The 22,689-nt window shown below is 45.6% G+C and carries 18 protein-coding genes; 13 read left to right on the forward strand and 5 right to left on the reverse strand.

Going from position 1 to position 22,689, the window contains the following annotated elements; all coding sequences use genetic code 11:
* Genes U0033_RS32850 through uxaC form a run of 4 tightly spaced genes read left to right on the forward strand, consistent with a single transcriptional unit; the run spans nucleotide 1 to nucleotide 6,441 of the window.
* Complete coding sequence (locus tag U0033_RS32850; protein WP_072357107.1) at nucleotides 1-1,881, forward strand: glycoside hydrolase family 88 protein; 1,881 nt, start codon at nucleotides 1-3, stop codon at nucleotides 1,879-1,881.
* A gap of 23 nt (nucleotides 1,882-1,904) precedes the next feature.
* Complete coding sequence (locus tag U0033_RS32855) at nucleotides 1,905-3,326, forward strand: tagaturonate reductase (protein WP_072357108.1); 1,422 nt, start codon at nucleotides 1,905-1,907, stop codon at nucleotides 3,324-3,326.
* Nucleotides 3,327-3,357: 31 nt separating this feature from the next.
* On the forward strand, nucleotides 3,358-5,013 hold the full coding sequence (locus U0033_RS32860) for a UxaA family hydrolase (protein ID WP_072357109.1): 1,656 nt from the start codon (nucleotides 3,358-3,360) through the stop codon (nucleotides 5,011-5,013).
* A gap of 21 nt (nucleotides 5,014-5,034) precedes the next feature.
* Nucleotides 5,035-6,441, forward strand: coding sequence for a glucuronate isomerase (gene uxaC / locus U0033_RS32865; protein ID WP_072357110.1), 1,407 nt, complete (start codon nucleotides 5,035-5,037; stop codon nucleotides 6,439-6,441).
* 61 nt (nucleotides 6,442-6,502) lie between these two features.
* On the opposite strand, the gene U0033_RS32870 is transcribed toward uxaC, so the two are convergent.
* Both U0033_RS32870 and U0033_RS32875 read right to left on the reverse strand, forming a co-directional pair.
* On the reverse strand, nucleotides 6,503-7,570 hold the full coding sequence (locus tag U0033_RS32870) for an alkene reductase (RefSeq protein ID WP_072357111.1): 1,068 nt from the start codon (nucleotides 7,568-7,570) through the stop codon (nucleotides 6,503-6,505).
* 36 nt (nucleotides 7,571-7,606) lie between these two features.
* Entirely contained in the window at nucleotides 7,607-8,179 is a 573-nt protein-coding gene (locus tag U0033_RS32875; RefSeq protein ID WP_072357112.1) for a TetR/AcrR family transcriptional regulator, read from the reverse strand.
* A 336-nt stretch (nucleotides 8,180-8,515) separates the two neighbouring features.
* Between U0033_RS32875 and U0033_RS32880 the strand changes: the two genes are divergently transcribed.
* The 5 genes from U0033_RS32880 to U0033_RS32900 all read left to right on the forward strand — a co-directional run bounded on the left by U0033_RS32880 (nucleotide 8,516) and on the right by U0033_RS32900 (nucleotide 14,308).
* Nucleotides 8,516-9,094, forward strand: coding sequence for a DUF4142 domain-containing protein (locus tag U0033_RS32880; RefSeq protein WP_072357113.1), 579 nt, complete (start codon nucleotides 8,516-8,518; stop codon nucleotides 9,092-9,094).
* 243 nt (nucleotides 9,095-9,337) lie between these two features.
* The gene (locus tag U0033_RS32885; RefSeq protein ID WP_072357114.1) at nucleotides 9,338-10,708 is read left to right on the forward strand and encodes an exonuclease domain-containing protein; all 1,371 of its coding nucleotides are present in this window, start codon (nucleotides 9,338-9,340) and stop codon (nucleotides 10,706-10,708) included.
* Between the two features lie 107 nt (nucleotides 10,709-10,815).
* A complete protein-coding gene (locus tag U0033_RS32890) occupies nucleotides 10,816-11,745 on the forward strand; it encodes a phosphoribosylaminoimidazolesuccinocarboxamide synthase (protein WP_072357115.1) in 930 nt (309 codons plus the stop codon).
* Nucleotides 11,746-11,911: 166 nt separating this feature from the next.
* On the forward strand, nucleotides 11,912-13,708 hold the full coding sequence (locus U0033_RS32895; RefSeq protein WP_072357116.1) for an ABC transporter ATP-binding protein: 1,797 nt from the start codon (nucleotides 11,912-11,914) through the stop codon (nucleotides 13,706-13,708).
* A gap of 159 nt (nucleotides 13,709-13,867) precedes the next feature.
* A complete protein-coding gene (locus U0033_RS32900; RefSeq protein ID WP_072357117.1) occupies nucleotides 13,868-14,308 on the forward strand; it encodes a DUF3276 family protein in 441 nt (146 codons plus the stop codon).
* Between the two features lie 130 nt (nucleotides 14,309-14,438).
* On the opposite strand, the gene pgi is transcribed toward U0033_RS32900, so the two are convergent.
* Together pgi and U0033_RS32910 are read right to left on the reverse strand one after the other, a co-directional pair.
* Complete coding sequence (gene pgi, locus U0033_RS32905; RefSeq protein WP_072357118.1) at nucleotides 14,439-16,091, reverse strand: glucose-6-phosphate isomerase; 1,653 nt, start codon at nucleotides 16,089-16,091, stop codon at nucleotides 14,439-14,441.
* A gap of 149 nt (nucleotides 16,092-16,240) precedes the next feature.
* Entirely contained in the window at nucleotides 16,241-17,035 is a 795-nt protein-coding gene (locus tag U0033_RS32910; protein WP_083571332.1) for a hypothetical protein, read from the reverse strand.
* 89 nt (nucleotides 17,036-17,124) lie between these two features.
* On the opposite strand from U0033_RS32910, the gene prfB reads away from it, so the two are divergent.
* A protein-coding gene (prfB, locus tag U0033_RS32915; RefSeq protein WP_143150602.1) for a peptide chain release factor 2 occupies nucleotides 17,125-18,214 on the forward strand; the annotation gives its coding sequence in 2 pieces (ribosomal slippage) (nucleotides 17,125-17,184 and nucleotides 17,186-18,214; 1,089 coding nt in all).
* Nucleotides 18,215-18,421: 207 nt separating this feature from the next.
* Nucleotides 18,422-20,053 carry an L-glutamate gamma-semialdehyde dehydrogenase gene (pruA, locus tag U0033_RS32920; RefSeq protein WP_072357119.1) on the forward strand — a complete coding sequence of 544 codons (1,632 nt, stop codon included), beginning with the start codon at nucleotides 18,422-18,424 and terminating at the stop codon, nucleotides 20,051-20,053.
* A 125-nt stretch (nucleotides 20,054-20,178) separates the two neighbouring features.
* On the opposite strand, the gene U0033_RS32925 is transcribed toward pruA, so the two are convergent.
* A complete protein-coding gene (locus U0033_RS32925; protein WP_072357120.1) occupies nucleotides 20,179-20,688 on the reverse strand; it encodes a peroxiredoxin in 510 nt (169 codons plus the stop codon).
* Nucleotides 20,689-20,847: 159 nt separating this feature from the next.
* Between U0033_RS32925 and pyrR the strand changes: the two genes are divergently transcribed.
* Both pyrR and U0033_RS32935 read left to right on the forward strand, forming a co-directional pair.
* Entirely contained in the window at nucleotides 20,848-21,375 is a 528-nt protein-coding gene (gene pyrR, locus U0033_RS32930) for a bifunctional pyr operon transcriptional regulator/uracil phosphoribosyltransferase PyrR (protein WP_072357121.1), read from the forward strand.
* A gap of 194 nt (nucleotides 21,376-21,569) precedes the next feature.
* On the forward strand, nucleotides 21,570-22,499 hold the full coding sequence (locus tag U0033_RS32935) for an aspartate carbamoyltransferase catalytic subunit (protein WP_072357122.1): 930 nt from the start codon (nucleotides 21,570-21,572) through the stop codon (nucleotides 22,497-22,499).
* Nucleotides 22,500-22,689: the final 190 nt, after the last annotated feature.

Consider the following 22,689-nt stretch of genomic DNA (forward strand, 5'->3'; position numbering starts at 1 on the left):
ATGAAAAGAACAGGCTTGATTTTTCTATTCTTAGCGGCCACGATGCAGAGCCATGCTCAATCTGCTCAGATGGCAACTACTGTCATGCGATTATGGAAAGATTCATTACAGGAAACCGGCAAACGTGCCCACTGGACCTACGACCAGGGTGTAGTACTGGAAGGCTTTGCAGGCCTCTGGAAGAACACCGGTGATGGTAAGTACTTCCAGTTCATCCAACAGGGCATCGATACCTATTTAGACAAAGAAGGCAACATCCGCAACTACAAACAGGATGATTACAACATCGATAATATCAAAAACGGCCGTGCCTTATTGTTGCTCTATAAAGTGACCAATGAAGAGAAATACAAACTGGCCGCTGATAAACTCAGGGAGCAATTGCGCCATCAGCCACGTACAAACGCTGGCGGTTTCTGGCACAAGAAACGCTACCCTTATCAAATGTGGTTAGATGGTTTATATATGGGTGAGCCCTTCTATGCAGAATACGCTGCTCTCTTTCGTGAAGATGCTGCTTTTAAGGATATTACCCGGCAGTTCGTACTCATGGAAACAAACAGTCGCGATGCTAAAACAGGACTACTCTATCACGGATATGACGAGTCCAGGCAACAAAAATGGGCAGATAAAACGACCGGGCGCTCTCCCAATTTCTGGGGCAGAGCCATGGGCTGGTACGGAATGGCACTCGTAGATGTGCTGGAATATTATCCGGCAAATCATCCGGGCAGGGATAGCCTTATACAGATCTTAAACCGCTATGCCGCAGCTGTGAAGAAGTACCAGGATCCTGTCAGTGGTGCCTGGTGGCAGATCTTAGATAAAGCGGGCAAGAAAGGTAATTACCTGGAAGCATCCGTCAGTAATATGTTTGTCTACACATTGGCCAGGGGGATCCGTTTAGGGTATTTACCTGCATCTTATTTGCCAACTGCAAAAAAAGGATTCGCTGGTATTAATAAACAATTCATTCGTCCTGCTGCCGAAGGCGGCGTAAACCTCGAAGGCACTGTGACTGTCGGTGGTCTTGGCGGTGATCCTTACCGTGATGGAAGCTATGAATACTACCTTAGTGAAAAGGTGATCCAGAACGATCCCAAAGGTGTAGGCGCCTACATGATGGCGGCCAATGAAATGGACCTGCTGGCCATTCCTAAAACAGGCAAAGGATTGACTGTTACCATCGATAACTTCTTCAACCACGAAGTAAGAAGCAATGGTACGACCTGGCACTATGTATGGGATGAAATGGATAATGGTGGGTTCTCCCTCTGGGGCGAAATCTTTCACAACAGGGGTGTACGCACAGCTATGCTGTCCGAAGCACCTACTGCTGCAAATCTTGCAAAGACAAACATGCTGATCATCGTAGATCCTGATACAGAAAAAGAAACTGCACACCCGAACTATATGACTGCCGCCTACGCAAAGGTGATTGATGATTGGGTGAAAAAAGGCGGTGTATTAGTCATCCTGCAAAATGATAAAGGCAATTCTGAAATAGAAAAATTCAATACCCTCACAGAACAATTCGGTATTCACTTCAATGAAGACAGCCGTAACCACGTAGAAGGTAAACAATTTGAACAGGGGGCATTATACCTGCCGGCGGGGAATCCTGTTTTCCCCAATACAAAGAAGATCTATATCAAAGAGATTTCGACACTTAAACTCTCCGCACCTGCTACAGCCATCTACACCGACAAGGGTGATGTAATCATGGCCGTGTCCAAAGTAGGCAGGGGGGCTGTATTTGCGGTAGGCGATCCATGGTTCTATAATGAATACCTTGATGGTCGCAGACTATCGCCGGATTTCGAAAACTACCAGGCAGCTTCCGATCTCGCCGACTGGATGATCCGGGAAGCAAAGAAATAAATTCTAATAAAGCAACTCATTATATGCAATTATCTAAAAATCACGTAGCCCTCCCGGAATTACCTGAAAAGGTTTTGCAATTTGGTACGGGCGTGCTGCTCCGTGGTCTCCCTGATTATTTCATAGACAAAGCAAATAAAGCCGGTATTTTCAATGGCCGCATTGTAGTGGTTAAGTCTACCGGCAAAGGTGGCACAGATGCCTTCGCCGCGCAGGATAATCTCTATACACAATGTATACAGGGTATTCAAGCCGGTCAGCGCATATCAGAATATATCGTGAATAGCGCCATTAGCCGGGTACTGCCGGCTGCTACGCAATGGGCAGCGATCCTTGCCTGCGCAGAGAACCCTGGCATAGAAATCATCATATCCAATACAACCGAAGTAGGGATTACTCTTACAGATGATGACATTCACGCGGCCCCGCCTGCTTCTTTCCCGGGGAAACTCTTAGCCTTCTTACTCAGACGTTACCAGTCAAAAGGGAAAGGTATGGTCATCATTCCTACTGAACTGATTCCTGACAATGGTACTAAACTGAAAAACATTGTCCTCGAACTGGCAAAGCGACATATGCTGGAGGAACCTTTCATGCACTGGCTGGAAACAGAAAACCATTTCTGCAATTCCCTAGTAGACCGCATCGTACCCGGTGCATTACCTGCTGAGGAAAGGGCTGCAATAGAAAAGGAACTTGGTTACGAAGATCAGCTCATGATCATGTCAGAAGTGTATCGCCTCTGGGCCATAGAAACTGATAGTGAGAAAGTGGGAAATGTGCTTTCATTTGCTAAAGCAGATGAAGGTGTGGTACTGGCACCTGATATCAATGTATTCCGTGAATTAAAGCTTCGCCTGCTCAATGGCACCCATACCCTTACCTGTGGTCTCGCCCATCTTGCCGGCTTTGAAACTGTGCGCGAATCCATGGAAGATCCTGCATTTGAAGCCGTAATCTCTGCGCTTATGCAGCATGAAATTACACCTGCTATCACTGATATTAATATCCGCGAAGATGTTGCCCTGAGATTTGCCGTAAGCGTATTAGACCGCTTCCGCAATCCGTATATCCGGCATCGATGGCTCAGTATTACTATGCAGTATACCAGCAAAATGAAGATGAGAGTGATTCCTGTTTTAAGGAAATACTATCAGCAGGTGCATGAAGTACCTGCATTATTAGCCATGGGTTTTGCGGCATATTTACTCACCATGAAACAGGATATACAGGATGATCATGGGGCATATTTTAAACAGAAATGGCAGCAACTATCTCCGGAATTACTTGTACAGGAAGTACTGAAAAATCAGGAACTGTGGGGTGAAGACTTAACAAAATACAAGGGCTTTGCACAGGCGGTCACCGTCATGTTGAATAATTTAATCAATGATGGAGCTGCTGCATTGATCAAAAGAGTATCTGCAGAAACAAGTGTGATATAAGAGAACCAGTGGTATTAACCGATCTGAAATCATGAAAAGAAGTATCTTAAAAGTCCACCCGCATGACAATGTCGTAGTGGCATTAACCGACCTGAAGAAAGGAGAAACCGTACAGGATAACGGGCAATCGTACACGTTGTATGATGACGTACCGGCTAAACATAAATTTACCGAAACTGCCCTCAAAGCAGGTGAGCCGATCACGATGTATGGTGTGCTTGTAGGCAAGGCTAAACAGGACCTGCCTGCAGGTGCCAGGATTGGTACGGACAATGTACAACATGCTGCCAGCGGTTTTCAGTTGGCACCACAGCGTAAAACAGCCTGGCACCAGCCTGACATTGCACATTGGAAAGATCGTACTTTCCTGGGTTATCATCGTGCAGATGGTACTGTAGGTACGGGTAATTACTGGCTGGTAATTCCCATGGTCTTTTGCGAAAACAGGAATGTGGAAGTATTGAAAGAAGCCCTCACAGATGCCTTAGGCTATGGCCGTCCAAAAAAATACGCTGACTTTGCAAAGCAACTCGCTACCCAATTCCAGCAAGGAGCCAGCAAAGAAAGCATTATAGAAACGATCTACACAGAGAACGAAACAGCCTCTCAGCAGGCAAGGGTTTTCCCGAATGTAGATGGTATCAAATTCCTCACTCACGAAGGTGGTTGCGGCGGCATTCGTCAGGATGCGCAAACCCTTTGTGGCCTGCTGGCGGGCTATATTACACACGCCAATGTAGCAGGTGCAACTGTATTAAGTCTGGGGTGCCAGAATGCGCAGATCACCATGTTGCAGGATGAAATAAAAAAACGTTCTCCCAACTTCAGTAAGCCTTTATACATCCTCGATCAGCAATCGATCGGTACAGAACAGGCCATGGTCTCTGCTGCTATTAAGCAAACTTTCGCGGGTTTGATAGAAGCGAACAGTCTCACCCGTCAACCCACACCTTTAAGTAAACTCACGATTGGTCTTGAATGTGGTGGTTCCGATGGATTTTCCGGTATTTCTGCAAATCCTGCAATTGGCTATACATCTGACTTGCTGGTAGCCTTGGGCGGTAGTGTGATCCTGGCAGAATTTCCTGAGCTCTGTGGGGTAGAGCAGGAGATGAGTGACCGTTGTGTGCAGGAAACCGATGCGCTACGTTTTATACAACTGATGCGTACCTACGAACAAAGAGCAGAAGACGCCGGTTCGGGTTTTGATATGAATCCTTCACCCGGAAATATAAAGGATGGCCTGATTACCGATGCGATCAAGAGTGCAGGTGCTGCTAAAAAAGGTGGTACATCGCCGGTTGTAGAAGTACTGGATTACCCGCAGCAGGTAAAGAAACCTGGCCTTAACCTTTTATGTACACCTGGCAATGATGTGGAATCCACCACGGCAGAAGTAGGTGCAGGAGCTACCATTGTTTTGTTCACCACAGGACTTGGCACGCCTACAGGCAATCCGGTAAGCCCTGTGATCAAGCTGTCGAGTAATACAAAGTTATTCCAGAAAATGCCGGACATCATTGATATTAATACCGGTACGATCATCGATGGAGATGAGACGATCCAGCAGGCCGGGGAGCGGATCCTGGAGCATGTGATCCAGGTAGCCAGCGGTACATTGCCCGCAAAATCAGTCCTGAACGGACAGGACGATTTCATACCCTGGAAGAGAGGAGTCTCACTATAAAAAACATTTTAATCAGCAATAATGAAGCAGTTTTTAGATGAACATTTCCTGTTGAATACTGCGACATCCAGGAAATTGTATCACGACTATGCAAAGGAGATGCCCGTGATTGATTATCATTGTCACCTGCCACCGGCTCAGATTGCAGCCGATACTAAATTTGAAAACATTACCCAGGCATGGCTCTATGGAGATCATTATAAATGGAGAGCGATGCGTACAAACGGCGTGCATGAAAGTTATTGTACAGGCGAGCGGTCGGATTGGGAGAAGTTTGAGAAATGGGCAGCTACAGTACCCTATACATTGCGTAATCCGCTCTATCATTGGACACACCTGGAATTACAACGTTATTTTGGGGTGAATGAAATACTGAATGCTTCCTCAGCAGCATCTATTTACGCTACCTGCAATGAGTTGTTGCAAACACCTGATTACACGACCCGCAACCTGCTGCGCAAAATGAAGGTAGCGCTGGTATGTACTACGGATGATCCTGCAGATACCCTTGAATATCACCAGCAATTAAAAAATGAAGGATTCGAAATTCCTATTCTGCCCGCCTTTCGTCCGGATCAGGCAATGAATGTAGACGATCCTGCGAAATACAATGTCTACCTCCAGAAACTGGAACAGGCTGCGAATACCAGCATTTCTACTTACCAGGATCTGCTGGCTGCATTGAAAAACAGGCATGATTTCTTTGCCCGTATGGGTTGTTCAGTATCAGATCATGGTATAGAGGAAATCTATGCAGATGATTATACAGATGCGGAGATCAATATTATATTCCAGAAAGTAAGGGCTGGCAAGCAACTGACCTTGTCCGAAATCCGTCAGATCAAGTCTGCTTTGTTGGTACAACTGGCTATCTGGGATTGGGAGAAAGGCTGGGTACAGCAGTATCACCTGGGTGCGTTGCGGAATAACAATTCACGTATGATGCGCCTGTTAGGCCCGGATACGGGTTGGGATTCAATCGGTGATTTTTCACAGGCAAGGGCATTGGCGAAGTTCCTGGACAGACTGGATAGCCAGGATCAGTTGGCAAAGACAATTCTCTATAATCTGAATCCATCAGACAATGAGTTGTTGGCGACTATGATCGGGAATTTCAATGATGGGTCGATCGCAGGGAAGGTGCAGTTTGGTGCTGCGTGGTGGTTTTTGGATCAGAAAGATGGGATGATTAAGCAGATCAATGCGCTTTCCAATATGGGATTACTGAGCCGGTTTGTGGGCATGCTGACAGATTCAAGGAGTTTTCTGTCTTATCCAAGGCATGAGTATTTTCGGAGGATAGTTTGTGAGTTGTTTGGGCAGGAGATAGAAAATGGAGAGCTGCCGGATGATGTGGAGTGGGTAGGGAAGGTGATAAAGGATATATGTTATTACAATGCGGAGCAGTATTTCGGCTGGGCTAAATAAAACACATCCCGGTGATGCTTTGGCTTCACCGGGATTCTCCTTCTCTGCAAGCAATCTTATTTTATGATAAACAATCCGCGCTCATCCGCGGACCGGACAATTTTACCCCGCTGCTACATGGCTGTTCAAATGCCACAAAATCTGCCAGACCACTCCGCAAAGTATCCTCTGCTTTCAATGCATCGAAATTGCCATTCAGTATCAGCGGGCCATTAAACCTTGCTCTGATTCCTGCCAGCAGTATTGCTGGTATCTCCGGTTCTCCCAAGCTATGCCCATCTACTACATGTATATATGAAAGTGAAAGCGTATCCAACGCATCCACTAAGTATTCATAAGTCGCATCAATTTGTCCGTGATGCTGCAGGTCATTTACCTTGCTGTAAGGGGAAAGCCTGATCCCGGTCCTATCTTTGCCGATCGCTGCACTCACTGCTGCCACTGTTTCCAGTATAAACCTTACCCTGTTCGGAATACTTCCGCCATATTTATCCGTGCGCTGGTTGGTATCCGGGTGCAGGAACTGTTCCATCAGGTATCCATTGGCTGCATGCAGTTCAACGCCGTCAAAACCCGCTTCAATCGCCTGTCTCGCTGCTTTCACATGCAGCTGCACCATCTCCTGTACCTCTGCTGTGCTCATCGCCCGTGGTGTACCATAAGGCTGGTACCCTTGTGCGGCCGTCCAGATCTCTCCATTGGCTGCAATGGCGGAAGGTGCCACTATGCGCGTCTTTGCCGGCATGTTAGCAGGGTGGGAGATCCTGCCGGTATGCATAATCTGTAAAAAGATCTTACCCTCATTGGCATGTACCGCCTCCGTTACCTTTTTCCATCCTGCTACCTGGGCTTTGCTATAAATTCCTGGCATGTGCGCATGCCCCATACCGCTTTCCACGGGGCTGGTGCCTTCGGCTATAATAAGCCCGGCACCTGCCCGACGGCTGTAATACTCTACCATCAGATCATTAGGAACCCCATCATTGACCCGACGTTGATGGACCATCAGTTCATGCTGTTGCCCCTCCCCATCATTGACACGGCGTTTTATTGCAGCCGGAGCCATCACGACTTTATTAGAAAGGGCGTATTTGCCTATGCTTGATTGTGTAAATAATGCAGGATACATATTAGAATGATCGTTCTGAAAATGGTCAAAAAATTTTTATCGCCTGATACTGTTTAAAATATGATCAGTTAGCTGATCAATTAACTGTTTATCATTGAATAACACATCCATCATCCAGATAGAGCTGAAACTGCTGTACAGGAAACGGGCCATCAAACCAGGGTCTTTATCCGCGGGTATTTCACCCATCTGTTTAGCCTTTTCAAGTAGTTCCTGCAAAACATGAATAAGTTCCAATGCCTGGTGTTTCACAAGATCTTTGATTTCCTGGTCCATGGATGCCAGTTCAAAAGAGGTCTTTACCATCAGGCAACTCTGTCCTTCCTTTCTGTTTGAAATAGCTTTGCGTACAATGTGTTCAACAGCGGCAACCGGGGAGCAGACCTCGCAGCATTGTTTATAGTCTTTCAGTGCCTGTTTGGCGTAGTTGGAAAGACATTGCTGAAAGAGGGCATGCTTGTCGCCATAAGTATCATATATAGAGGCTCGGTTCAGTTGCATGCCATCCACGAGGTCCTGCATGGAAGTCGCGTTGTACCCCTTTTGCCAAAAGAGGTCTCTTGCTTTTTCCAGCCTTTCTTCAGGATCGAATGCTTTGTTACGTGCCATGATGGTGCAAAAATACAATTGTAGAATGAATGTTCCAAAAAAAATAAAACAGGAATATTCCATTTTAAATTTATGCCGGCCCCAGGTCTTTGTCAACTTACCAACTGCCCCGGGATTTGGTCATTTTTAATTAAAATTGTTCCTCCGTCATAAAGAACCTGTTCCTTTTTGTAGAAACCAGTCTACAATCATTTGAAAATCATTATCGTAGAGTTTGCCTATCAAAAACCCACTACCAATAAGCCATTCATCAGCATATGAGAATTGGCACAGCCACAGTGGCCCTTTTTTTGTCTCTCTCCCAGTAATTAATTGTTGAACCTAAAAAAGTTAGACATGAAAAGACTAAGTTATGTAGCTGCCACCTTGATGACCGTTTGGATGTTACAATCCTGCGGTGGAGGTAATACCGAATCAAAGCATGAAGACGCTGTAGACAGTGCGCAGGCTGTAAACAAGGAAACGGCTCCTGTAGACCAGTCTTCCTCCGACTTCGCCGTTAAAGCTGCTGATGCAGGCATGAAAGAAATCGCGCTGGGCAAGATAGCGCAGGAGAAAGGTGTAAACCCTCAGGTTAAAGCCTTTGGTGAACAAATGGTTGCAGACCACTCCAAAGCTGCAGATGAACTGAAATCAATAGCGGCTGCCAAGAATATTACATTACCTGATAGCGTGGGTGTAGACTACAAGAAAGATATAGATGATATCAGCAAAAAGACCGGCAAAGATTTCGATAAGGCTTACGTAAATGAAATGGTAAAAGACCATAATGATGCGGTAGACCTGTTCAGGAAAGCGAGTGATGACGTAACTGATCCTGAGCTGAAAGCTTTTGCAGCGAAAACACTGCCTACTTTAGAAGCGCATCAGACACATGTAAAGACACTTGATAGCTTGCTGAAGAAAAACAAGTAAACATTGCACTGCCAGTGTAAGGCTGCTAAGTTTAGCCAGTTAATGAAAGGCAATTAAATAATTCTGCCCAAAGAAAGGCTGGAAATGCTTTAAAGAACAGGTAGTTTGAAATTTGTAGTTGTTAGTTGCCAGGAAGGTTTCATGTGTGATGGATTCGGGAATGTCGACCTGGTGACTAACAACTCTTTTTTTTGATATGCCCCACAGCCCCTATCTTTGTCCTCCGAGGAAAGGAAGGGAGTTATGTACGCAATTGTCGATATCGAAACCACAGGTGGGCACGCCAGTGCCAATGGCATCACCGAAATAGCCATTTTCATTTACGATGGATCTCAAATCGTTCAGCAATACGAATCGCTGATCAATCCAGGCGTACCCATTCCCCGTTATATCCAATCCCTCACCGGCATTACTGACGATATGGTGGCCTCAGCTCCCAAATTCGCAGATGTCGCCGGAGAAGTATTTGCCTTACTGAAGGACAATATCTTCGTCGCCCACAATGTCAATTTCGACTACTCATTTTTACAATACCATTTGCTGCAGGCAGGCTACGACCTCCGCACCAAAAAACTTTGCACAGTACGTCTGGGGCGCAAGATCGTTCCCGGTTTACCCAGCTATAGTCTCGGAAATCTCTGTCGCTCGCTGCAAATCAATGTAGCGCACCGGCACCGTGCTGCCGGTGATGCAGCTGCTACCGTTCGCCTGTTCGGCCTCTACCTGAGCCTGGATAGCAATAACGCAATCTCTGCAGCACTCAAAACCACCAGTAAGGAGCAGTTCCTCCCTACGAACCTGCCGCCTGACCAGATGAAGTCCTTACCAGCCAATCCGGGTGTGTATTACTTCCATGATCAGAAAGGGAAGGTCATCTATGTAGGTAAAGCCAGGAATATTAAAAAACGCGTCAACAGCCATTTCACGGGCAACAATCCAAGTCGCCAGCGACAGGAATTTTTGCGCAACATCCACAGTATCTCTCATGAAGTGACTGGTACAGAACTGATGGCCAATATCCTGGAAAGCGTGGAAATCAAAAGGCTGTGGCCAAAGTATAACAAGAGCCAGAAGAATATCGAATTTAAATACGGCTTTTACACCTTTGAAGACCAGCTCGGCTACCTGCGCCTCGTGATTGAACGCCGCCGCAAGTATACCATGCCGCTTCACTCATTTCCTTTACTGGTGCAGGGTCACACGATGCTCAAAGGGCTGATCCGGGAGTTTGATCTCTGCCCGCGCCTCTGCTTCCTTCAGAAAGGGGATGGTGCCTGCAAGCCGCTCACCGGCCATAAGTGCAAAGGCGCCTGCGAAAAAAAGGAAACACCTGAATACTACAATCTCCGGGTTCGGGCCGCTATCATCCACATGCAAAAGGCACAGCCTTCCTATTTGATCGTGGATGCCGGCCGTGACGCCGAGGAACAAAGCTGTATCCTCATGGAAAAAGGCCGCTTCTATGGTATGGGCTATATTCCCCGTGAAACCGCCATCACAGAAGAAATGAACGTAAAGGAATGGCTCACCCAGTACCCTGACAATGAATATATTTTAAACCTGATCCACCAGTTTGCCGGCGCGAATAATTCCCGCCTGCTAAAGTTTTCTTAGTTAATTAATCCCAGCTAAAGTATTTTTGCGCATCTGAATGCATAGCCGGCAGCAAATTGCCCTGTGAATGAAGGATATTCATTAATCGTTATAATCGGTATTATTTCATGTTAGAGTCAAAGTTTAATTTTCCCGGGCAAACGGCTTTCTACAAGGGAAAGGTAAGAGACGTATACACCATCAATGATAAAGAGATGGTAATGGTAGCAAGCAACCGGATCTCCGCTTTCGATGTGGTGCTGCCCCGTCCAATTCCTTACAAAGGTCAGGTGCTGAACCAGGTAGCTGCTATTATGCTGGAAGCTACTAAGGATATCGTGCCTAACTGGGTGAAGGCTGTACCCTTACCAAATGTAACCATTGGCTTGAAATGTGAAACTTTCCCGGTAGAAATGGTGGTTCGTGGTAACCTCACCGGCCATGCCTGGAGAACCTACAAAAGCGGTAAACGCGAATTGTGCGGTGTAACCATGCCGGAAGGGCTGAAAGAGAACGACTATTTCCCAACGCCGATCATCACTCCGACTACCAAAGCACATGAAGGGCACGATGAAGACATTTCCCGCGAAGACATCCTCGCAAAAGGCCTGGTAAGCAAGGACGATTACGAACAGCTGGAGAAATACACACTGGCACTCTTTGCCCGTGGTAAAGTACTAGCGGCAAAACGTGGCCTGATCCTCGTAGATACCAAATATGAATTTGGTAAAATTGGCGATACCATCTACGTGATCGATGAGATCCATACACCGGATTCTTCCCGTTACTTTTACGCAGAAGGCTACGAAGAAAAACAAAAAGCCGGACAGGCACAGAAACAGCTCTCTAAAGAGTTCGTACGCGAATGGCTGATGGCAAATGGATTCCAGGGTAAAGAAGGCCAGCAGGTGCCTGAAATGACCGATGAATTCGTGACTACCGTGAGCGAACGCTATATCGAACTATTCGAAAATATCACTGGTCAAAAGTTCGTGAAGCAGGACATAAGTGATGCTGAAAGCGAGCAGAAGATCATCGAGACTTTGAAAAGTTTATAAGTATAAAAAGAGGTTGGATCAAAAGTAATTTTGAAGGCATTGAGAACTTTATGTGCTGAAACACGCGCCGCCGGTTATCGGAATTAAATCCGGGTAAATTACTTTTGATGCGACCTCTTTGTTTTTTCGGAAACCAATAATCGCCTGGAATTCTAAGGATAGAATAATGAAACACCTAGCCGTACTGAATAAATATTTCCTTCGCTACAAATGGCGCTTTCTGCTTGGACTGATCTGCACAGTAGTCTCCATCGTATTCAGTGTGTTTCAACCTATCATGGTGCGCCAGATCTTCGATCTGCTGGCACAAAACCTCAATAATTATCACCTGATCAGTGATACCAATCTCAAAACGATCTTTCACTCCGACTTCTCTAAAGTCCTCGCTTTTTATGGTGTAATGCTCCTTGTATTCGCTTTACTGAGTGGTTTCTTCTTATACCTCCAACGGCAATCCCTTATTGTGATGAGCCGCCACATTGAATTTGACCTCAAGAACGAAATTTACCAGCACTACCAGATGCTGGATCTCAACTTCTTTAAGATGCACCGGACCGGTGACCTTATGAGCCGCATTACAGAAGACGTATCACGTGTACGCATGTATGTAGGCCCGGCTATCATGTATGCTACCCGCACCATCTTTATGCTTGTGATCGTGGTATACCTGATGATAGACGTAAACCCCTTACTCACGCTGTATACCTTATCACCACTGCCTTTCCTGGCACTCACTATCTATTATGTGAACTTTATTATTCACAGGAAGAGTGAACGAATCCAGGCACAATTATCAAACATTACTTCTATCGCACAGGAATCTTATTCCGGTATCCGGGTGATCAAATCATACGTACAGGAAGAAGGGATGATCGAACATTTTGAGAAAGCCAGTGAAGATTATAAAATCAGTTCAGTGAGCCTGGCAAAGACAGATGCACTCTTCCAACCCAGTATGGCATTGATGATAGGATTGAGTGTACTCTTAACAATCTTTATCGGTGGTATACAGGTGATCCATGGCAACATCACCGTCGGTAACCTCGCAGAATTCGTGATTTATGTAAACATGCTGATGTTCCCATTCCTCTCTATCGGTATGGTGGCCAGCATGGTACAGCGTGCCGCTGCGAGTCAGCAACGTTTAAATGAATTCCTCGACATCAAACCGAATATCCATAACCAGCCGGATGCAAAGTCAATAGAGGTAAAAGGGGAAGTCGTATTCAAAAACGTATCCTTCACTTACCCGCATACAGGTATACAGGCTATCCGGCATTTTAATCTCACGGTAAAACCGGGAGAAAAGGTAGCGGTAATAGGCCGTACAGGTTCGGGAAAATCCACCCTCGCACAGTTATTGATCCGTATGTATGACCCGCAGGAAGGAGCGGTGATGCTGGATGGGATGGACCTGAGAACCCTGAAACTCGAAGACCTGCGTACCCAGATCAGTTATGTACCACAGGATGTATTCCTGTTTTCAGATACCATTACCAACAATATCCGCTTCGGTACCCCGGAAGCCAACGAGGAGGCCGTACATCGTGCCGCCCGCCAGGCATCGGTCGAAAAGGACATCCTGGGTTTTCCGGAAGGGTTCAATACCTTAGTAGGAGAGCGGGGTGTTACCCTGAGTGGTGGTCAGAAACAACGTATATCAATCGCCCGTGGACTGATCAAAGATCCGAATCTGTTGGTGTTTGATGACTGTTTGTCGGCTGTAGATGCCCGTACAGAGAAAGAAATCATTGGTAATCTGTATGCATACCTGAAAGATAAAACTGCTATTATCATTACCCATCGCATATTTGCCCTTTTTGAGTTTGATAAAATCATTGTTTTAGATGATGGAAAGATCGTTGAAACCGGCACCCATGAAGAATTATTGTCATTAAATGGTTACTACACAGAATTATACGCCCGCCAGCAATCCGGTGAAGATGAATCTGTAATAGAATAAGGATCAAAATTTTATACATGCCTGAAAACCAGTACTTAAGCCGACTTTCTATCATTTTTCAAAATCATTTAAAATTATTTTGATATTTGTAAAACAATAGTATATTTGTTGCTTATTGGAAAAAGGATTTGATTCGTTAACAACTTAAATCTATCAACTGTGGCGTACGAAAATACCAATCAGCAGGAAAGAAATAATGACAGTATCTTTTCTAAACGATTGAAAGCGGGCAAAAGAAGAACATACTTCTTTGATGTAAAGACCACTCGGGGAAATGATTACTTTCTGACCATTACAGAAAGCAAAAAACGCTTTAATGACAATGGTTATGACAGGCACAAAGTGTTCCTGTACAAGGAGGACTTCAACAAGTTCCTGAATGCATTAACAGAGACTATCAACTATGTGAAGACTGAGTTGATGCCCGACTTCGATTTTGATGCCTACAATCACGACTATGTACGTGATGATGAAGATGGAGAAGGCGCAGAAGGTTCTTCTGATGCTGCTGTGGAAGCCGCTGTAGAAGCTGCTGCCGCACCTGCTGCTACTGCTACTGCATCTGCTACTTCACATAGTGAAGATGTAGATAAGTGGTAAGGGAAGGTTCAAATTGACTTCTTAAACTTCTTATACAACCTCCGGATTTTTCCGGAGGTTTTTTTATTGCATAAAAAGAGGATGTCTGCCGCAGGCAGACACCCTCTTTTATACTGATTCATAAAGAAGTCTATTTCTTGAGCTTCTTCCAGGCATTAATCAACCCATTGGTAGAACTATCATGACTACTCACAGCACTATCATTCACCAACTCAGGCAGGATCTTATTTGCCAGCTGTTTACCTAATTCTACACCCCACTGATCAAAGCTGTAAATATTCCAGATCACACCCTGTACAAAGATCTTATGCTCGTACATGGCTACCAGTGAACCCAGGGTTCTCGGATCAATCTCCTTCACCAGGAATGAATTCGTTGGCCTGTTACCAGTGAACACTTTATAAGGAGTCAATTCCGCGATCTCCGCATCCTTCAATCCCTGTTTCACCAGTTCTGCTTTCACTTCTTCAGCACTCTTACCATTCATCAGTGCTTCTGTTTGTGCAAAGAAGTTAGACAGCAATTTTACATGATGATCGCCAATTGGATTGTGGCTAATAGCGGGTGCGATAAAGTCGGCCGGAATAATACGAGTACCCTGGTGGATCAGCTGATAAAATGCATGCTGTCCATTTGTACCAGGTTCACCCCATACAATCGGACCGGTTTCATAAGTTACCGCCTTACCATTACGGTCTACATACTTACCATTGCTCTCCATATTGCCTTGTTGGAAATACGCTGCAAAGCGATGCATGTACTGATCATAAGCGAGGATGGCTTCAGTAGCAGTGCCAAAGAAGTTGCCATACCACAAGCCGATCAGCGCCATGATAGCAGGAATATTTTTCTCTAATGGAGTAGTCTGGAAATGTTTATCTACTGCATGCGCACCTTCCAGTAATTTCTTGAAATTATCAAAGCCTACAGTCAGTGCAATGCTCAGTCCAATTGCGGACCACAGTGAATAACGGCCTCCTACCCAATCCCAGAACTCAAACATGTTCGCAGGATCGATACCGAATTCCTTCACCGCCTTTTCATTGGTAGATAATGCCGCAAAGTGCTTCGCTACAAACTTCTCATCCTTTGCATGCTCCAGGAACCAGCTGCGTGCAGTCAATGCATTGGTCATAGTTTCCTGTGTGGTAAAGGTCTTGGAAGCAACTAAGAATAATGTTTCTTCAGGAGAAACTTTCTTCAGCGTTTCAGCGATATGGGTGCCATCTACATTAGACACGAAGTAAGGCTGCATACCTTCTTTCCAGTAAGGTTTCAGCGCTTCAGTCACCATCACCGGACCTAAGTCGGAGCCACCGATACCGATGTTTACAATATAACGTATAGGCTTACCGGTATACCCTTTCCATTCACCGCTGTGAACGCGCTCGCAGAACTCTTCCATTTTCTTCTGCACAGTCAGTACATCGGGCATCACATCTTTACCATCCAGCACAACAGGATTGCCTGAGAAATTACGCAGTGCTGTGTGCAGTACTGCTCTGTTCTCGGTAGCGTTTATTTTTTCAGCGCTGAACATGGCTTTGATACCTTCTTCCACACCACACTCTTTCGCCAGTGCAAACAGCTTCGTCAGGGTTTCTTCAGTAATAATGTTCTTTGAATAGTCGAACAGGATTTGTTCAAAACGCAGATTGAATTTGTTAAATCTTTCAGCATCTTCCGCAAACAAAGTGCGCATGTGCGTTTGCTTCATCTGGTCTGCGTGTTTCAGCAGCTCCTGCCAGGCTTTTGTTGATTCAGGATTTGTCGTTGGGAACATGAGTTGATTTTTTAGTCTCCAAATGTAATAAATTATTTAACGGCCATTTAGGTAGTGTTGCAGTTTGAATTTATTAAATATCTATTAAAGAAATAGCTCAAGTATAGACCTTTCCGCCGTACAATTCGCGCTATAAATTAATAACAACACTACTCCTTTTTACAAATTAGCTCTCTGATCCCCGCAACCAGCACTACGCCGATCGCCGAGAGGCAACAGATTATTACGGGTAGGGCCATGGTCGTCACTTCACTCTGCCGTTTAGCAATGATCCCGTAAAATGCCCAGATAGCCACCATGCCCGCCACGATATTGTGTCGTTTTACGACCAGCAGGGTGGCACCTGCACAGGCAACCAGGATGAGTATAGCCGTGACAGGTACGCTCATGCCATCCCAGCCGGAATATACCAGCAGTGCAGCAATATTGGCTACCGTCGCTACACAGATCCAGCCCAGGTACAGGCTGAAAGGAATGAATACGAACCATCGCATGGCGCGGCTGGCACCCGGTGCAGCAATATTAAAATTAATATGGATAGCCAGCAATGATATTAATAAGGTAAGCATCAGTAATATTGCCAGTGGTAGCAACTCATAATGCCAGGCAAAGAGCCAGCAACTGTTGGCCATACAGCTGATTAGCCACCAGCCGCGCATCCTTTCCATGAATTGTTCCAAAGAATCCTCATGTCCGGAAGCAAAGGCGAGCCAAAGCTGATAAATGATGAACCCTATCAGTGCCAGGTAAATGAGCCCCCAGATGGAAAAGGTAAAACCCGCTGGTACAAAGAGATTATCATACTTTTCAGAGACCTGTGCGGTGGTATTGCCGTTGATCAGGCCCAGGCCTGCAAGTGCATTCACACCGATGACCATCAGATACCCTATTGTATTAAAAATTGCGCTGTTCTTGTAGTAAAGGGTTTCATGAGAGGCTTTCATGGATAGTTGAAATTTTTAATTTAAGGGCAAAGAATAATGTCAATGTGCAACAAATATTGTTCCCCTTTTTCCTTACATTTGCCACCATTATGACAGCAGAACAACTCAAAGCTATGAGGGACCGTCTCCATGTCCTGGGAGGTTTTCTTTAACGTCCAGGACCGCATAGCAAAAATCGAAAATGACAAACAATTATCGTTAGCCCCCGGCTTCTGGGACGACAATGCCCGGGCTACGTCAATTCTGAAAGAGATCAAAGTCAACAAGTTCTGGGTCGATCTTTACGAGCAGGTGAAAACCTCTATTGAAGATAGCGCCGTACTGCTGGACTTCCAGAAAGAGGGTGAAGCCTCTGAAGAAGAAGTAGCAGCAGCTTACGACGGAGCCGTGGCAGCTTTGGATGAATTGGAATTCAAGTCTACCTTGAACGAGCCGGAAGACGAGATGCCGGCAGTACTTACCATCAACTCCGGTGCCGGTGGTACCGAGAGCCAGGATTGGGCCGAGATGCTGCTGCGTATGTATCGTATGTACGGTGAAAAACAAGGCTGGAAAGTATCTGAGATCGACGTGCAATACGGGGATGGTGCTGGTATCAAATCCGCTTCCCTGGAGTTCGACGGTAGCTTTGCCTATGGATTGCTGAAAGCTGAGAGCGGGGTACACCGTCTGGTGCGTATCTCTCCGTTCGACGCCAATGCCCGCAGGCATACCTCATTTGCTTCAGTCTATGTGTATCCGTTGGTGGACGATACCATTGAAATTGCCGTGAATCCGGCCGACCTCGAATGGGAATTCTACCGTTCCGGTGGTAAAGGTGGACAGAACGTCAATAAGGTGGAAACAGCCGTGCGACTTAAGCACATTCCTACAGGCATCATCGTGGAATGTCAGCAGGCCCGTACACAGGGAGAAAACCGTGAGAAGGCATTGACAATGCTGAAATCACGCCTGTATGAGGAAGAGCTGCGCAAGCGCGAAGAGCTGAAAAATGCCGCTAACGCTAATAAGCGTAAAATCGAATGGGGTTCGCAGATCCGTTCTTACGTCTTCCATCCGTACAAGATGATCAAGGATCATCGTACCGATTTTGAAGTAGGAAACGTAGGCCCCGTGATGGACGGAGAACTGGAAGGCTTTATTAAAGCTTACCTGATGATGTCCAAAGAAAATAATTAAGGTTACTTATTTAAAAAGGCCCCTCCTGCCGGAGGGGCTTTTTTCTTTTTTGCACAATGGAATGGCCTTTATAACCCACTTCCAATTTCTAAAGCCATCCGCAGGCCAGCCTGCCGGTACCGATCCTTGGGAGAAAAATTACAAATTGAATTATTACCCAAAGGCACTAATTTTATATTATCTCGTTACAACAAAAACTCTTTGAGAATGCACAACGCTTATTTTCATTTTGCTGCACCGGCAAATGAACCGGTTTACAGCTATGCACCCGGATCGCCAGAAAAGGTTGCATTGAAAAAGCAACTGTCTGCCTTTAAGGCGCAACAGGCGGATATTCCTATGTACATCAACAACCAGGAAATTCGTACCGGGAAAACTGTTGACCTGCGCCCTCCTCACGAAATCAAGCACAAACTGGGTCATTTCCACATGGGTGAAGCTGCCCATATCAATGACGCCATCGCCGCCGCACTGGCCGCCAAAGAACAATGGGCCGCTACCACCTGGGAACAACGTGCCGCCATCTTCCTGAAAGCCGCTGAGCTGATTGCAACCAAATATCGCTACCACATGAATGCTGCGACCATGCTTGGTCAAAGCAAAAACGCCTACCAGGCAGAGATCGATAGCGCCTGCGAACTGATCGACTTCCTGCGTTACAATGTGCATTTCCTTTCAGAGATCTATAAACAACAACCTGTAAGTTCTCCAGGTGTACACAACCGTACCGAATACCGCCCCCTGGAAGGTTTCGTACTGGCCGTAACACCGTTCAACTTCACCGCGATAGCAGGTAACCTGCCTGCTTCTGCAGCTATGTGTGGCAACGTCGTGGTTTGGAAGCCAGCTGATACCCAGGTATTCGCTGCCAACATGTTTATGCAGATCATGATCGAAGCAGGGCTGCCTGCAGGTGTAATCAACCTCATTTATGTAGATGGTCCGAAACTTGGTGAGATCTGCTTCAGCCATCCTGATTTTGCAGGTATTCACTTCACCGGTTCTACCGCCGTGTTCCAGCATATGTGGCAGACGATCGGTCAGAACATCAATAAATACAAGGCTTACCCACGCATAGTAGGGGAGACCGGTGGTAAAGATTTCGTGCTGGCACACAGCTCTGCGGATGCAGATGTGACAGCCATTGCACTGGCACGTGGTGCCTTCGAATACCAGGGTCAGAAATGTTCCGCAGCAAGCCGCGCTTACCTGCCTTCCAATATTGCGGAAGCGGTGAAAGCCCGTCTGCTGGCTGAACTGAAGACTATGAAAATGGGTACTGTGGAAGACTTCAGCAACTTTATCAATGCAGTGATCGACGAGCGTTCTTTCAATAAAATCGTAAATTATATTGAGAATGCGAAGAAAGATCCTGCGGCTAAGATCATTGCTGGTGGTAACTATAGTAAAACGGAAGGTTACTTCATTGAGCCTACGGTGATCGAAGTTTCAGATCCTAAATATGTAACCATGTGCGAGGAGATCTTCGGTCCTGTGCTGACGATCTACACGTATGAAGCAGATAAATTTGAAGAAATTATGAATGTGGTTGATAGCAGCTCTGCGTATGCATTGACGGGGTCTATCATTGCACAGGATCGTTATGCAATTGATCTGGCGACTAAGAAGCTGGTGAATGCAGCAGGTAATTTCTATATTAATGATAAGCCGACTGGTGCGGTGGTAGGACAACAGCCTTTTGGTGGAGCGAGAGCTTCCGGTACCAATGACAAGGCAGGTTCTATGCTGAACCTGTACAGGTGGTTGAGTGCAAGGACAATTAAAGAGACCCTGGTGCCACCTACCGAGTATGGTTATCCTTTCGTAAAAGAAGCATAATGGTCTTCAAAAAAGTATGAACTTAAAAGGGCACTTCTTCGAAAGAGTGCCCTTTTTAATTCATTTGAAGATATGTTGCTATTCAGTAAAATTCCTGTTCAATTTCCTGAATGGCCCGTTTAATGTTATTTAATATTCTTCAGCGCCGCCAATGCCTCCTGCACATGCTTCTCGCTATCTTTCATCGAATTGAAAGTATGCACAATCACCCCCTGCTTATCTACCACATAAGTCACCCTTCCCGGGATCACAAACGTCTTTGGTACCCCAAATAATTTCCTTACCGTATTGGAAGTATCCGCCAGTAATGTAAATGGCAGATGATGATGCTCGGCAAACTTTTTATGCGAAGCCACCCCATCAGCACTAATTCCAATCACCTTAGCCCCATACTGGGAAAAAGAAGTATAAGCATCACGGAATGAACATGCTTCTTTCGTACATACACTGGTCTCGTCTTTTGGATAAAAATAGATGACCATGGGCTGCTTGCCCAATGCTGTACTGATATCAAAGGTATTACCATCCTGGTCCTTTAACTGAAATGCCGGTACTTTATCGCCCACTTTCAGCTGGGATTTGGAATTGCATGCAAATAAGAGGAAAGTCAATGAGAATATAAGTATGCGCTTCATATGATAATGATTGAATTAAGTACCTGCAATATAATGATTAAAAACCTAAGCCGCTGGCAAGCCCGCCCCTGCAAATGATCGCATCTGCCGGCGGAGGATGCGATCATTTGTAATATTTCAACGCATATTCCTTATTTTTACCCCCTAAAACTGCATACTTTGAAGACCATACTGAGTGGTACACAAGTGGCCATCACTGTTGACAGACTTTGTCACCAGCTTATCGAAAATCACGGAGACTTCTCCCAGACTGCCCTGATCGGACTTCAGCCAAGAGGTATTTATCTGGCTGACAGAATTTATAATACCCTGCAGAAGCTGCTGCCAGATGTAAAAATCCAATACGGAAGAATTGACATCACCTTTTACCGTGATGATTTCAATAAAGGGAAAGCACTGCATGTGCCTAACGAAACGGCTATTGATTTTTCAATTGAAAATAAGAAGGTAGTATTGATCGATGACGTATTATATACAGGTCGTACTACCCGTTCTGCATTAGATGCAATGCTGGATTTCGGCAGACCGTCTGCAGTGGAATTACTTGTTTTAATAGATCGTCGTTTTACCCGTGAGCTGCCAATACAGGCGGATTATACAGGCCGTGAAATTGATGCCGTGAATTCGGAAAAGGTGAAGGTGCGCTGGAAAGATAGGGATGGGCATGACGATGTAATTATCGAATAGGGGCAAATTTGCGGAAGATTTTAAATTTGGAATAGTGCATTGGGATGAGTCTTTTGCAGGAAGCCTTTTTTTCAATTTTTTCTTATGAATGCCATCATTCCAGCGCTATGAGCACAACTTTTTGGTAAAAACAGGACACCGTCCGGATATTGATTTTGGGTTTTGTATTCAGGTCATTTATATTTGCATCTTAAATGTCATTATCAGTAAATCATCTCCTCGGAATTCGCGGTCTGAAGCGTCAGGATATAGAACTAATCTTTCAAACAGCAGATCAGTTCAAAGAGGTTTTACAAAGACCAATCAAAAAAGTTCCTACGCTCAGGGATACTACCATCGTTAATTTATTTTTTGAAAATTCCACCCGTACCCGTATCTCCTTCGAACTGGCGGAGAAACGTCTCGGCGCTGACGTGGTGAATTTTTCTGCCTCAGGTTCTTCCGTATCAAAAGGTGAAACCCTCATCGATACGGTGAACAACATCCTCTCCATGAAAGTGGACATGGTAGTAATGCGACACTCGGCCAGCGGCGCGCCTCACTTCTTATCCAAACACATTCAGGTACCTATCGTAAATGCCGGTGACGGGATCAATGAACACCCGACCCAGGCACTGCTCGATGCTTTCTCTATCCGGGAAAAGCTGGGTTCCGTAACAGGTAAGAAAATCGCCATCTGTGGCGATATCATGCACTCCCGCGTCGCCTTGTCAAACATCTACTGCCTGAAGCAACTGGGTGCAGAGGTTACAGTCGTAGGTCCGCCTACCCTGATCCCTAAGCACATGCAGGAAGCCCTGGGTGTAAATGTCAGCTATGACATCCGCGAAACACTGGAATGGTGCGATGTTGCAAACGTACTGCGGATTCAGCTGGAAAGACAAAATACACCGCTCTTCTCTTCGCTGAGAGAATACTCCCTGGCTTACGGTGTAAACCGCCAGCTGCTGGATAGTCTGAAGAAAGAAATTGTAATCATGCACCCCGGCCCGATCAATCGTGGCGTCGAGCTGAGCTCTGACGTAGCTGATTCCGGACATTCTATCATCCTGAATCAGGTGGAGAATGGGGTCGCTGTGAGAATGGCGGTATTATACCTGCTGGCAGGGAAGAAGGAGCACTAACAGTCAATACTAACAACCCAATAACTGTAAAACGTTTTTACCGTTTGGTAGGAACGTTTCTTTATTTTTAAAGAAGAGGTGATTTTTTAAACAGGAAATGTCATTTTAGAAAGTAATGACCGAAAGGGGAATTTTGAGTTAACTTTTATTGCAAACAAGTTAAAAGGTTTCATGGCCCCAGGATTCTAAT

Origin of the sequence: Chitinophaga sancti (assembly GCF_034424315.1) — a bacterium.
GTDB classification, from domain to species: domain Bacteria; phylum Bacteroidota; class Bacteroidia; order Chitinophagales; family Chitinophagaceae; genus Chitinophaga; species Chitinophaga sancti.

What these genes read in the sequence shown, in the direction of transcription:
- U0033_RS32850 (WP_072357107.1), top strand. Translation starts at nt 1, where the DNA reads ATGAAAAGAACAGGCTTGATTTTTCTATTCTTAGCGGCCACGATGCAG.
- U0033_RS32855 (WP_072357108.1), top strand. Translation starts at nt 1,905, where the DNA reads ATGCAATTATCTAAAAATCACGTAGCCCTCCCGGAATTACCTGAAAAG.
- U0033_RS32860 (WP_072357109.1), top strand. Translation starts at nt 3,358, where the DNA reads ATGAAAAGAAGTATCTTAAAAGTCCACCCGCATGACAATGTCGTAGTG.
- uxaC (WP_072357110.1), top strand. Translation starts at nt 5,035, where the DNA reads ATGAAGCAGTTTTTAGATGAACATTTCCTGTTGAATACTGCGACATCC.
- U0033_RS32870 (WP_072357111.1), bottom strand. Translation starts at nt 7,570, where the DNA reads ATGTATCCTGCATTATTTACACAATCAAGCATAGGCAAATACGCCCTT.
- U0033_RS32875 (WP_072357112.1), bottom strand. Translation starts at nt 8,179, where the DNA reads ATGGCACGTAACAAAGCATTCGATCCTGAAGAAAGGCTGGAAAAAGCA.
- U0033_RS32880 (WP_072357113.1), top strand. Translation starts at nt 8,516, where the DNA reads ATGAAAAGACTAAGTTATGTAGCTGCCACCTTGATGACCGTTTGGATG.
- U0033_RS32885 (WP_072357114.1), top strand. Translation starts at nt 9,338, where the DNA reads ATGTACGCAATTGTCGATATCGAAACCACAGGTGGGCACGCCAGTGCC.
- U0033_RS32890 (WP_072357115.1), top strand. Translation starts at nt 10,816, where the DNA reads ATGTTAGAGTCAAAGTTTAATTTTCCCGGGCAAACGGCTTTCTACAAG.
- U0033_RS32895 (WP_072357116.1), top strand. Translation starts at nt 11,912, where the DNA reads ATGAAACACCTAGCCGTACTGAATAAATATTTCCTTCGCTACAAATGG.
- pgi (WP_072357118.1), bottom strand. Translation starts at nt 16,091, where the DNA reads ATGTTCCCAACGACAAATCCTGAATCAACAAAAGCCTGGCAGGAGCTG.
- U0033_RS32910 (WP_083571332.1), bottom strand. Translation starts at nt 17,035, where the DNA reads ATGAAAGCCTCTCATGAAACCCTTTACTACAAGAACAGCGCAATTTTT.
- pruA (WP_072357119.1), top strand. Translation starts at nt 18,422, where the DNA reads ATGCACAACGCTTATTTTCATTTTGCTGCACCGGCAAATGAACCGGTT.
- U0033_RS32925 (WP_072357120.1), bottom strand. Translation starts at nt 20,688, where the DNA reads ATGAAGCGCATACTTATATTCTCATTGACTTTCCTCTTATTTGCATGC.
- U0033_RS32935 (WP_072357122.1), top strand. Translation starts at nt 21,570, where the DNA reads ATGTCATTATCAGTAAATCATCTCCTCGGAATTCGCGGTCTGAAGCGT.